Genomic DNA, 11,774 nt, shown 5'->3' with positions numbered 1-11,774 from the left:
CGCTTCCGGCCTAGCCGGAACAGACGTTGGAAAGACGCCATATGTTCTCGTACTGCGCTGATCCTGACACGCTGGGCACGTTCCGCTGGTTTTCATGCTACCTGACCAATGGCGTCCACTGGTCGTTCTACCTGTCTTTCATCAAGGTTTTGGCCTTGCTGGCTGTGACCGCGCCCGTCGCTCTTGGCTTCGGGTTTGCAGGTGCCATGGCGGCGCGCTCGCATTTCCCCCCGCTCAGCTGGCTGGGCAAAGGGTATATCGCGATTGTGCGCGGCGTGCCCGACATTGCGTTTTTCCTGTTCTTCGTCATAGCGTTGGATCAGGCGTTTGAGTGGACGCGGCATAAGATATTGTGCCCGGACTGGACCGACCCAATCCGCCAGGGCAATGACTTCCTCGTTTGTCAGGCCGCCAAGCTGCCGCTCGGAACCGCGCCTGAATGGGTGCATGAAACCTATGGGTTTTTCCTTGCGGTCATCACCTTCTCTATCGTTTTTGGCGCCTTTGCGGCCAATGTCCTGTTCGGCGGAATGCGCGCCGTACCACATGCGCAACTGGAAACGGCCGAAGCTTATGGCATGAATCGCCGCCAGACCTTCTGGAAAATCCTCGTACCTCAGATGTGGGTTTACGCGCTGCCCGGCCTGTCCAATCTTTGGATGGTGCTGATCAAGGCGACACCCCTGCTCTTCCTGCTGGGCGTCGAAGATATCGTGTATTGGGCGCGCGAACTGGGCGGCACCAAAACCTCGAAATTCACGCAATACCCGCATGGCGACTGGCGCATGTGGTATTTCCTGTTCCTGCTGATCTTCTACCTTGGCATGACCCGTTTCTCGGAACTTGGGCTTGAAAAACTGATGCGGCGATTGTCCCACGGACAGGCCACTTCCGGCGGAGAGCTTCTGCGCAAGGAGACCACGGCATGATGATCCGCGTTCCAGACCGCAACCGGGTGCCGCACGCGATTGCACAGCAATCTCTCTCGCGCCCGCAATCTCCTTTCCAAGGAGCCCGATCATGAGCTGCATCCAGACCATTCAGGATTACGGCCTGCGGTCGCTTGGCTTTGGCGAACGCCTGCTGCCCAAGACCGATTTCACCCTGTGCGAACAGTTCACCCTGATCGGCTCGGGCATGATCTGGAACATCTATTTCGGCGTCATGGCGCTGGCGACCGGGTTCTTTCTGGCCACCGCGCTGGCCGTCGGCAAAGCCTCGACCAACAAATGGCTGCGCAAACCTGCCGAATGGTTCATCTTTCTGTTCCGGGGCTCGCCTCTCTTTATCCAGTTCTTCTTTGCTTATTTCTTCTTCCTGTCGCTGAAGAAAACATATCCGATGTTCGACGCCTTCACCTCGGCCTGGCTGGGGGCGCTGATCGTGCTGTTCCTGAACACCGCAGCCTATTCGGGTGAGATTTTTTACGGTGCCCTGCGCTCGATCCCCAAGGGAGATATCGAAGCGGCAGATGCCTATGGCATGTCCGGCTGGTCGCGGTTTCGGCGGATCGTCTGGCCCACCATGCTGCGTCTGGCCTGGCCGGCCTATACGAACGAAGCGATCTTTCTGTTCCATGCCACCACGCTAGTCTTCTTCTCGGCCTTTCCGGCCTGGCAACAACGTGGCGACGCGCTCTATTACGCCAGCTATTTCGCGGACAAAACGTTCAACCCCTTCATCCCCTATCCAATTCTGGCGTTCTATTTCATCCTGCTGACATTGGTGATTGTCGGGGGATTTGGCCTGATCAACAAACGCCTGAACCGCCACCTGCCCACCGCCAAACGGGCAAAAATGCGGTTCAAACTGAACCTGGCGCGCTAAAAGACGGCGCGCCGCAAATTCCGGCGTTCAAGCCTACACTACGCTTGTAATACGCTTGGTGATGCGAGCACGGACAGTCGATTTGGGGGGAATGGTACCGCCTCCCTGGCTTGAACAGGGGACCTCTGGATCCACAATCCAGCGCTCTAACCAACTGAGCTAAGGCGGCACTTTGTGAGGGGCGATGTACCGAACGCGCCGGGGGAATGCAAGAGGATTAAAGCCGAATTCTCCAGCTTTGTTCGACAAGATCGACGCCAAAGGAATGCACCGGTTTGCTGTCGATCAGTTCCCAGCCAAACGCCCTGTAAAGCGCGCAGGCAGCCGTATGGCTTTCATGGGTCCACAAAACCATTTCCCGATATCCAGCCTCGCGTGCGAAGTCTGTACAGGCCTGTAACAGCCGTTTCCCCAACCCAAGTCCGCGCGCCTCGGGGACAAGCAGGAAGAGGCGCAGTTTGGCGGTTTTCTGGTCAACACGCACGCAGAAAATGCTACCCAGTCTTTGCCCAGCCCGTTCAGCAATCCAGCCTTTTTCAAAGGACGGGTCATTGTCGGCAATGAACTCCTCAAGGATGCGCGCAACCAACGGGGCAAAGCTGTCATCAAATCCTTCGTCGTGCGCATAGAGCAACCCGTGCTGTTCAACCAGCCACGCGGCATCATCGGGGCGAAACGTTCTGAGAATCACTTCTTCCATGTCTTATCTGACCGCAAAGGTGACTTGATTCTCAACCCCGTGCGCGCTAGCACGAACGCTCAGTCTCGGAGGCACAGATGGGCATCAATACCGAACGCGATATTCAGGCCAACCTGCAAATCGGCCCGACCGATCAGGGGATGGTACGCTTGTTCATCGAAGCCGACGGCATCGAGATTCCGATGGATTTCGACCCCGAGGAAGCCGAAGAAATCGCCGACGAGATCCGCGCCGCGATACAGGCCGCCCTCGCCGTCAAAGGCTGAGGTTTTACAAGCGCGGATCGCGCAGCGCATGCAGACGGCGTGCTGCATCTGTTGCAAATTTCTGGATCATCTTCTTGCGCCGCGCCGGGGCAAGCTTGTCCTCGGGCGCCATGCGCACGATCTCGGCATCATAGGCGTCAGCAATAATCAATCCTGTTTCGTCAGGTAACAGATCGGTCGGAAACTCGGTATCCACGGCCCAGAAGAATCGGTCACACCATTCCAGATAGCCCTGCCATTTGGCATCCGATTGATAATCGGCACGGCTGGATTTGCATTCGATCACCCAAAGCTCACCTTTGGGACCCAGCCCCATCACATCGACACGCAGACCACGTGCCGGAACGAATTCTTCAACAGAAACAAAACCATGCGCGGCAAGGTGGCGTGCGACGCCACGCGCGAGCTTCTGTCCGGGCTGCAAATCTAACAACATACCCCAAATGTGAACAATTGGTGAACAAAAGTAAAGTACTGCATCGCGCTTGACATGGTACCATTTGGTATCGCATTAATATGATACCAAATGGTATCTGTTCTGGGGTTGCTTATGGATAACCGAACTCAAAACGCGTTCCGTGCGCTGGCCGATCCCACACGTAGGGACATTGTACAATTGCTCTCGTCTCAGGACATGACCATCGGGCAGTTGACAGACCGGTTCGACATGACCCGGGCCGCGGTCAAAAAGCATCTGACCGTGCTATCCGACGGCGGCTTGATCACCGTTGAAACCCGTGGCCGCGAACGCATTAACCGACTTGAACCACAAGGCATGGCCCCCGTTCTGGACTGGCTCAGATATTTTGACCAGTTCTGGGACGATCGCCTCAACTCTCTCAAGGAAGCTGTTGAAAGGAAATCGAAATGACCGATGCAGTTCTGAAGAAATCGATCTTTCTGAGGGCCGAGCCGGAAACGGTTTGGGCTTATCTTACAGACCCGGATCGCCTGGCGGAATGGTTCCACAAACCGAAACATCCTCTGACCGCGGGTCAAAAGCTGGAGATGTTTGGCACAACAAGCGGCGACCTGTTGATCTGGGGTGAGGTTCGCGTTGCCAACCCTCCAAAATATCTGGAATACACGTTCACCGTAAAACCGATGGGCGACGCGGTGAGCGTCGTCAAGTGGACCCTGGAACCCGTGGCAGGCGGGACGCGCCTTGACCTGCGGCATGAAGGCCTGCCGCAGGGGGCCGATGCCTTTGGCCTGATCCTGGCGCTGGACAAGGGTTGGGACGAGCACTTTGGCAAGATGCGCACGGCATTGCACGAAACTGTTGATGCCTGACCCCTTGTGCGAACCCGTCAGACGCCCTACTTAAGCGCGTGGCGGGTTCTGCCCTTCTTGTGACAGGTAGCATTCTGGTGGCCTTAAGCAATTCCGAGGGGGCTGGCTCTGTTCAGGTCCTGGCCTGATTACCTGGCGCCCACCTGTATATACAGGTCCTCGGGAATCAAACCACACGGTTGTTTGGTGGTCCCGCCACATTGCTGAATTGGCTCAGAGCACCACCAACGTCGGTCTTTACACGCCTGGATGCCATGCAGATCAAATTAATCCGCTCTGATAGCCCAATTCTTCCAAAAGCAATGCTGACTTAGTGTACCAGCCTTCCTGTTGAAACATAGCACCCATTCCCTGGCCCCAAGAATATTCATGCAAACTGGTTCAAGGCTATCCTTCGATGAGAGAAAACAATTCGATTGGATTAGCAAGGCCACGAACTTCGTGAACCCCACAAGGCAAAAACAGATCAGGTGAGGTCCCAGCAATCGCTGATGTTACCAGCACTCTGTGACCGATAGACTTGGTTAGACCTTCTATGCGACTGGCAACGTTCACTGCGCCCCCGAGAACCGTGAAATCAAGCCTTCCCGGACTGCCGATATTGCCATAGCTGACTTGCCCAACATTGATCCCGATTCCTACATCCAAAGACGACTTATTAGCCTCAACGCGGCGACTGTTGAGCGTCGTCAAACCGGCCAATACACTTTGTGCGGCTTGCGCAGCCTTTCGGCATCGGTCGGCGTGGTCAACCTGAGTTGCGATGGTGAAGATCGAGAGAATACCGTCACCCATAAACTTGAGAACATCGCCGCCGTTCTCTTCTACGGATTGCACAACCAGATCAAAGTAACCGCTCAGCGCGTCAAAAACATCCACCTCGGGAGCGGCTTCCGAAAGAGCCGTGAAACCTCGCAAATCAGAAAACATGACAACTGCATCAACTGTCGTTCGTTCGCCCCGCTTGATCCGCCCATTCCAAACCGCATCAGAGGGCCCATCACCAAGATATGTTCGTAGCAGCCCCTTGGCTGACTTGCGCATTGTGACGGGTTCCAAGGCGGACGATAGAGCAGGCAGAGCTTCCTCAATCAATTCCAGATGTTGCGGTGAAAAACCGTCTGGGTCCTGTGTAACAAATGTACAGCCGTGCAGAGATCCATCACCATAATACATAAGGGTGGCATAGTAGTCTGTGCCACCCGACTCAGCGAATTCAAGATACGATGAATGCTCGGTCCTTGGATCAAGTTGTCGCAGACTTTTATGAAGTGGCTTTCTGTGCTCCAGAATGTACTCAAATGAGCTGCCAACATACCCGTCTGTCGACATCGTTTCATGAGTTACGTCGTAGCTGTCGGTCCGGTCAGGGGTCCAGACTATCCCCCATGCAATAAGTAACGGATTGGCGAACCGCTGACCAATATTGACTCGCCAGAGTGGAACGCCTTCGTCAACTAATGACGAGCAGAAATGAGAAACTACTTTCACGGGGTCGCCTGAGCGGCGTCCTTCGGTAATCATCCAGTCGGTTAATTGTGGTACGGAGGCCATGTTGTCAAACTAGTCGCATGGACAAGATGATCAAAGTCCCTTCCTATTAGCAGGTTATTCAAAGCGCTATATTGAAGGAATATGTTCAGACCAAGGCCCCAGATACGCCATTCTGAATATCCGCGATAGGCTGAAATCAACCGCATACAAACGTGACAGCGGCTGCATCTGCTTTGAAGCTGCAACAGTCAATGTCGGCGCAACCATCTCACGTTATGCCAGAGAACCCATAAGAGGCTTGGTGTGATAAAGCCTGGCATCAAAATTAGCGTGAAACACTCGCCTCTTGCTTGATCGCAACTGGTTTCAAATCATCTAAAACCGGTGTTCCCCGGCGCGGGCCTTGCGGCTTTTCTGCCATGCTCATGATCTTGTAGGCGAACTGGACACCGGCAAAGACAATGCCGTTCATGAACCAGATCATCACCAAAGCGATAAGACCGATTTCCGAACTGGTTATCAGATGGCGCAGGTTTGCGACATTCAGCGCCAACAGGACGCCGACAAACACAGCCGAAATGACAAAGCCCCAGGCAACTTGCGTGATATAAAGGCGGATCAGTTTGGGCATGGCGAACCTCTTTGCGCTATGACATTCAAGTTAGCGCATATCTGGTTCTCGTAAAGGCGTCAGAATGCCTCGGGCTGTGCCTCGCGGGCCATATGATCCAGCACAGCATTGACGAATTTCGGCTCTTTGCCTTCCGGGAAAAACGCACGCGCAACGTCAACAAATTCAGTGATGACAACCTTTGGCGGCGTGTCGCTTTGGGTCAGCTCTGCCCCAGCCGCACGGAACAGCGCCCGCAAGGTCGGGTCAATCCGAGCGATCGGCCATTTGGCGACCAGCGCACGGTCCGTCATCTGGTCGATGGCCGCCTGATAGTTCACCGCATTATCGACCAACGAGCGGAAGACGCTGATATCACCGTCCAACATTTCCTCACCCTCATAGACAGCGCCAAAACGGTGATCCAGAAACTCATTCACGACAGCTTCGGTCGTTTGCCCGGACTGTTCCATCTGGAACAGCGCCTGCACGGCATAAAGCCGGGCGGCGGATTTCATCAGGCGTTTCTGGTTGGCCGGTTTCGGCGCGTCTGTCTTGGTCATGCTGTCGAGGGTCCGTTGCTGTCGCCCGCCACGAGGATGGACTCGGACGGCGGTTTGAAACCAACGCCCTTTTTGGAAGAGCCCCACTTACGGCTGAGCGCGATCAGATGCAAGGCCGCAGCAGCAGCCCCACCCCCTTTATTCATCTTTTTCGGGTTCGCGCGGACTTCGGCCTGCGCGTCGTTTTCCACAGTCAGAATGCCATTGCCGATGCACAGGCCCTGTAGGCCCATCAACTGGATGGCCCGGCTGGAGTCATTGCAAACGGTTTCGTAATGCGTGGTCTCGCCGCGAATGACGCAGCCCAGCGCGACGTAGCCATCAAAGTTGCACTGACGGTCGGCCATTGCGATGGCGGTCGGGATTTCCAGCGCGCCGGGCACCTCGACCACTTCGCAGGTTCCGCCCGCGGCTTCGATTTCGGCCTTCGCGCCCGTGATCAGGTTATCGGCAATCGCACGATAAAACGGCGCCGCCACGATCAGCAGCTTGACCGGCTTGTCAAATGTCGGTGTCGGCAGAACGCCATGTTCGTCTTGAGCAGCCATGATCAGTCTTCCTTCAAAATCGAACGGGTACCGACGATGGACAGGCCAAACGCGTCAAGCCCCAGATATACGGTTTCTGGCGAGTCGGTCAGCAGAACCAGTTCCTGAATTCCCATCTTGGACAGGATCTGGGCCCCCAGACCGGTTTGTTTAATGGTGCGCGGCCCCTCGTCACCCGTCGCATATAGCGAGTTGCGCGGTTGACGGAACAGGCAGACCACGCCCCGTCCTTCTTCAGCAATCTTTTCCATGGCGCGCGGCAGTTCGCGCGAGGATTTCGGACCAAGACCCAGAATATCGGGGGCCTCGTGCAGAGCATGGGTGCGGGTCAACACCGGTTCGGGTGTGGTGATGTCGCCCTTGATCATGACCACATGTTCGATGCCATGGGTCTGATCGGTGAACAGCCGCATCTCCCACTCGCCGCCATATTCTGACGTCACCATCTGACGCGAGGTTTCAACCACCAGATTGTCGTTGCGCGACCGGTAGGCAATCAGGTCACTGATCGTGCCGATCTTCATGTTGTGCTCTTGCGCAAACTCAACCAGATCAGGCAGACGCGCCATGGTGCCGTCGGGTTTCATGATCTCGCAGATCACGCCCGAGGGGTTTAGACCGGCCAGACGCGAGATATCAACGGCAGCCTCGGTATGACCAGCACGCACCAGCACCCCACCCCGCTTGGCGCGCAAGGGGAAGACGTGGCCTGGTGTTGCGATATGGGCCATTGTGTTCTGCTCATTGATCGCAGTCGCCACGGTCAGCGCACGATCGGCGGCAGAGATCCCGGTGCTGACCCCTTCGCGCGCCTCGATGGACACGGTGAATGCGGTTTCGTGCCGGGACGAGTTGTTCACCGCCATCATCGGCAGCCCAAGCGCTTCGACCCGTTCTGCCGTCATAGGCAGACAGATCAGGCCACGACCATGGGTGGCCATAAAGTTAATGGCCTCGGCATCGGCGAACTCGGCAGCAATCACCAGATCGCCCTCGTTTTCGCGATCCTCGTGGTCGACCAGGATATACATCCGGCCCGCACGCGCCTCTTCAATAATGTCTTCGATCGGGCTGATCGCGTCGCGCAGCCGGGCCTCGACCGGGCCGGGTGTCTCAAAGCTCATTGGGCAGCCTTTCGCATGGCATGTTTGAACGGCGGAATAGACCACTAAGGGCACAAAGACCAGTCCACAAACGGCGCAGGTCTGTTCCGACGCGACGTATCGTATCAGGACATTTCGGCCAGACGCGCCACATAACGGGCCAGCGTATCGATCTCAAGATTGACCCGGTCACCGACCCGCACGTCACCCCAAGTGGTGACCTCTTTGGTGTGTGGAATGAAGTTGATGCCAAAATCGCAATCTGTCACGTCATTGACCGTCAGGGATGTGCCGTTCAGTGCCACCGACCCTTTGGGCGCGATGAACCGTGCAAGATCCTTTGGCGCGCGCAAGGTGACGCGGGTGCTGTCGCCGTCTTCCTTGATCGCGATCACCTCGGCTACGCCATCCACATGGCCCGAAACGATGTGACCGCCCAGTTCGTCACCAACCTTCAGGGCGCGTTCCAGATTGACACGCTTGCCGACAGCCCAGGTGTCGAGATTGGTTTTCGAAACGGTTTCCGCGCTGATCTGGACGTCATACCAATCGTCGCCCAACGCGATCACGGTCAGGCACACACCGTCACTGGCAATCGAGGCCCCGATATCGATGCCCGCAGTGTCATAGGTGGTCCTGATCCGCGCACGCAGGTCTCCCTGCTGCTCCAGCTCGGCGACGGTGCCCATGTCGGTGACGATCCCTGTAAACATTCCGTTAACCCTCAGTTCCTAACCTGTGCCTGACTTTCACCGTCGAGGTAAGGCCAACGGGCCGCGCGGGCAAGCCCTGCCTTGCCGTACACCCACCAAACGGGCATAGTTTTGGCAACAACAACAATACGAGCAGTTCGGATGCCGCACCCGCCTTCAAGGTCTCATGATCGGGTCTTCCTGTTCCTTCAGGGCCCGCACGGACCTTTTTTCCCGGCCTTGGGGCGTATGTTACGCGCCACGGGGGCCCGGGTCTGGCGGGTTGGGTTCAATGCAGGTGATCAGGCGTTCTGGTTCGACAAGGCGAGTTACATCCCGTTTCAGGACAAACCGGAAAACTGGCCCGCAACACTGTCCTCTTTGATCGCTGAAAAAGCCGTTACGGATATTGTTCTATATGGCGACACCAGACCCATCCATGCGCGTGCAGTCGAAATCGCGCGGTCGTGCGGAGTTACCGTACATGTATTCGAGGAAGGGTATCTGCGCCCCTGGTGGGTGACTTATGAGCGGAACGGGTCAAATGGAAACTCAAGGCTGATGTCGCTGGATATTCAGCAAATGCGTCAGGCCATGGCCCTGTCCGACCGAAAGGCACCGCCGCCCCCGTCGCATTGGGGAGACATGCGGCACCATATCTTCTATGGCGCCCTTTATCATTGGTTCGTGATGGCCCTGAACAGTCGTTACCGCAACTTTCAACCGCACAGGGAATTGCCTGTCTCGCAGGAATTCAGATTGTACCTCAAGCGGCTGTTTTTGATGCCTTTTCACCGTCTTCAGCGAAGTTTGGCGACGACGCGGGTCAGGTGGGGCGGATACCCCTATCATCTGGTACTGTTGCAGCTTGGGCATGACAGTTCGGTGCAGGCTCATTCCAGCTTTTCGGGTATGTGTGAATTTCTTGAGCTGGTAATCGAAGGATTTGCACAAGGCGCGCCCGCCCATCACAGGCTGGTGGTAAAGGAACACCCGTTGGAAAACCATCGCGAACCGTTGCGACGCCGGGCCCGCGAGATAGCCGGAAAACATGGCATCAGCGACCGGGTTCATTATGTGCCGGGCGGCAAGCTGGCCAGATTGCTGGATGAGGCAAGTTCGGCCGTCACCGTGAATTCCACCGCTGGACAGCAGGTCCTGTGGCGGGGTATTCCATTGCGCATTTTCGGGCGTTCGGTTTACGACAAGCCCGATTTCGTCTCACAGCAGCCGATCGCAGCGTTTTTCGCCGATCCCCGCCACCCGGATGCCGAAGCCTATCGCTGTTATCGGCAGTTTCTTCTGGAAACCAGTCAGGTACCCGGCGGGTTCTATTCAAGACGAGGGCGCCGACAGCTGCTGCGCCGCGCCGTGGATATGCTTTTGGACACCAACGATCCTTACCAATCGGTCCTGAATACGAACGAGGCGCGAACGACACAGTTGAAAGTCGTCGAATGAAACGGGTGGTGTGTGACTGGAAGTTAAGCAACTTACCAGCTAGTCTGCACGCAACTACAAAAGACTGAGGATATCGGGCGGTGAAAGTCTCTCCTAGGCGATGGATGCGGGGTGTGTCCCTTGTGGCTGCAATTGGTCTGCTGGCTGCGTGCCAGTTGCCAAAATCCGGACCGAACAAATCCGAAATTCTGGCCGGTTCAGTTCAAAACGGGGGCAACGCATATGTCGTTGAAGTTGACGACAATGTCACACGCGCGACGTCCGCCATTCCTCAGTATGGCTTTTCGTCCTCCTTCAGCAGTGCCCAGACATTGACCGCAGATACCGTCCGCCCTGGTGACGTGCTGGGGCTGACCATCTGGGAAAACGTCGACGATGGCTTGCTGTCAGGCGAAACCGGTCTTGCGACCGCGTTGAACGAGGTTCAGGTCGATAGTGACGGATTTATCTTTGTCCCCTATGCAGGCCGGATTCGGGCCGCGGGAAACACGCCGGAACAGCTGCGCGTTCTGATCACAGACAAGCTTCAGGAACAAACGCCGGACCCACAAGTCGAAGTGCGGCGCGTCGCGGGTGACGGGTCCACCGTCTCGCTGACGGGCACGGTCGCCGCACCGGGCATTTATCCGATTGAACGGCCAACCCGATCGCTGCTTGGTATGTTGTCCCAGGCGGGCGGGGTCTCGGTCGCGTCGGACATCGCGCTGGTGACCCTGATCCGGGGCGATCAGAAGGGTACCGTTTGGTACGAGGACCTGTTCCGCAACCCCAAGCTGGACGTCGCCCTGCGCGGTGGCGACCGCATTCTGGTGGAAGAGGACAGCAGATCGTATATCGCCCTTGGCGCAACCGGGGGCCAGTCGCGCGTGGCATTTGAAAGTCAGGACCTGTCGGCTCTGGAAGCCTTGGCGCAGGTCGGTGGTCTGCTGACGCTTTCCTCGGATCCAACGGGAATATTCATTCTGCGCAAGGAACGTCAGGATGTCGCCCGCAGTATCACCGGACGCGCCGACCTCAAAGGGGATCAGCGCATGATCTACCTGCTGAACCTGACAGCCCCCAACGGCCTGTTCATTGCACGCGATTTCGTGATCCGGGATGATGATACAATCTACGTGACCGAAGCGCCCTATGCGCAGTGGAGCAAGTCGATCTCACTTATCGCTGGCGGTCTGACGCCCGTTGCAAACGTTGCCACGCTAACCGGCAATTGATGC

At 56.6% G+C, this 11,774-nt stretch carries 15 protein-coding genes and 1 tRNA gene; 7 read left to right on the top strand and 9 right to left on the bottom strand.

From position 1 onward, the window contains the following. The first annotated feature begins 41 nt into the window (after positions 1-41). Positions 42-929: an ABC transporter permease gene (locus ACR3E2_RS02670; RefSeq protein ID WP_480481688.1), complete on the top strand. Its 888-nt coding sequence runs from the start codon at positions 42-44 to the stop codon at positions 927-929. Positions 930-1,020: 91 nt separating this feature from the next. Then, positions 1,021-1,827 (top strand): ABC transporter permease, encoded by an 807-nt coding sequence (locus ACR3E2_RS02665; protein ID WP_209595834.1) that lies wholly within the window; start codon positions 1,021-1,023, stop codon positions 1,825-1,827. 92 nt (positions 1,828-1,919) lie between these two features. Here the strand turns inward: ACR3E2_RS02665 and ACR3E2_RS02660 are convergent. Together ACR3E2_RS02660 and ACR3E2_RS02655 are read right to left on the bottom strand one after the other, a co-directional pair. Beyond that, a tRNA-His gene (locus ACR3E2_RS02660) sits at positions 1,920-1,996 on the bottom strand. A 48-nt stretch (positions 1,997-2,044) separates the two neighbouring features. Then, positions 2,045-2,527 (bottom strand): N-acetyltransferase family protein, encoded by a 483-nt coding sequence (locus ACR3E2_RS02655; RefSeq protein ID WP_480481557.1) that lies wholly within the window; start codon positions 2,525-2,527, stop codon positions 2,045-2,047. A gap of 77 nt (positions 2,528-2,604) precedes the next feature. Between ACR3E2_RS02655 and ACR3E2_RS02650 the strand changes: the two genes are divergently transcribed. Further along, entirely contained in the window at positions 2,605-2,793 is a 189-nt protein-coding gene (locus tag ACR3E2_RS02650) for a DUF6324 family protein (protein WP_117869403.1), read from the top strand. Between the two features lie 4 nt (positions 2,794-2,797). On the opposite strand, the gene ACR3E2_RS02645 is transcribed toward ACR3E2_RS02650, so the two are convergent. Further along, positions 2,798-3,229, bottom strand: a complete 432-nt coding sequence (locus ACR3E2_RS02645) for an MmcB family DNA repair protein (protein ID WP_480481559.1) — start codon at positions 3,227-3,229, stop codon at positions 2,798-2,800. A 114-nt stretch (positions 3,230-3,343) separates the two neighbouring features. On the opposite strand from ACR3E2_RS02645, the gene ACR3E2_RS02640 reads away from it, so the two are divergent. Both ACR3E2_RS02640 and ACR3E2_RS02635 read left to right on the top strand, forming a co-directional pair. Beyond that, positions 3,344-3,664: an ArsR/SmtB family transcription factor gene (locus ACR3E2_RS02640; RefSeq protein WP_480476940.1), complete on the top strand. Its 321-nt coding sequence runs from the start codon at positions 3,344-3,346 to the stop codon at positions 3,662-3,664. Then, the gene (locus ACR3E2_RS02635) at positions 3,661-4,086 is read left to right on the top strand and encodes an SRPBCC family protein (RefSeq protein ID WP_267365293.1); all 426 of its coding nucleotides are present in this window, start codon (positions 3,661-3,663) and stop codon (positions 4,084-4,086) included. The genes ACR3E2_RS02640 and ACR3E2_RS02635 overlap by 4 nt, the downstream gene beginning before the upstream one ends. A 387-nt stretch (positions 4,087-4,473) precedes the next feature. Here ACR3E2_RS02635 and ACR3E2_RS02630 read toward each other — a convergent pair whose 3' ends face one another. The 6 genes from ACR3E2_RS02630 to ACR3E2_RS02605 form a co-directional block, all read right to left on the bottom strand. Next, entirely contained in the window at positions 4,474-5,640 is a 1,167-nt protein-coding gene (locus tag ACR3E2_RS02630; protein ID WP_480492680.1) for an adenylate/guanylate cyclase domain-containing protein, read from the bottom strand. Positions 5,641-5,905: 265 nt separating this feature from the next. Then, positions 5,906-6,211 (bottom strand): hypothetical protein, encoded by a 306-nt coding sequence (locus tag ACR3E2_RS02625; protein ID WP_480481563.1) that lies wholly within the window; start codon positions 6,209-6,211, stop codon positions 5,906-5,908. Between the two features lie 59 nt (positions 6,212-6,270). Further along, positions 6,271-6,753, bottom strand: a complete 483-nt coding sequence (gene nusB, locus ACR3E2_RS02620; protein WP_480481565.1) for a transcription antitermination factor NusB — start codon at positions 6,751-6,753, stop codon at positions 6,271-6,273. Continuing rightward, positions 6,750-7,301: a 6,7-dimethyl-8-ribityllumazine synthase gene (locus tag ACR3E2_RS02615; RefSeq protein WP_209504307.1), complete on the bottom strand. Its 552-nt coding sequence runs from the start codon at positions 7,299-7,301 to the stop codon at positions 6,750-6,752. The genes nusB and ACR3E2_RS02615 overlap by 4 nt, the downstream gene beginning before the upstream one ends. 2 nt (positions 7,302-7,303) lie before the next feature. Then, positions 7,304-8,425, bottom strand: a complete 1,122-nt coding sequence (gene ribB, locus ACR3E2_RS02610) for a 3,4-dihydroxy-2-butanone-4-phosphate synthase (protein WP_267365297.1) — start codon at positions 8,423-8,425, stop codon at positions 7,304-7,306. Positions 8,426-8,529: 104 nt separating this feature from the next. After that, positions 8,530-9,117 carry a riboflavin synthase gene (locus tag ACR3E2_RS02605; protein ID WP_480481567.1) on the bottom strand — a complete coding sequence of 196 codons (588 nt, stop codon included), beginning with the start codon at positions 9,115-9,117 and terminating at the stop codon, positions 8,530-8,532. A gap of 141 nt (positions 9,118-9,258) precedes the next feature. Here ACR3E2_RS02605 and ACR3E2_RS02600 point away from each other — a divergent pair, with 141 nt between their 5' ends. Together ACR3E2_RS02600 and ACR3E2_RS02595 are read left to right on the top strand one after the other, a co-directional pair. Beyond that, positions 9,259-10,557, top strand: a complete 1,299-nt coding sequence (locus ACR3E2_RS02600; RefSeq protein WP_480481569.1) for a capsule biosynthesis protein — start codon at positions 9,259-9,261, stop codon at positions 10,555-10,557. 80 nt (positions 10,558-10,637) lie between these two features. Continuing rightward, complete coding sequence (locus ACR3E2_RS02595) at positions 10,638-11,771, top strand: polysaccharide biosynthesis/export family protein (protein ID WP_348540319.1); 1,134 nt, start codon at positions 10,638-10,640, stop codon at positions 11,769-11,771. Positions 11,772-11,774 lie beyond the last annotated feature (3 nt).

It is taken from the genome of Ruegeria sp. AL7, from assembly GCF_056536105.1.
Note: the sequence above shows the minus strand (reverse complement) of the source record. Positions and strands in the feature narration are given on the sequence as shown.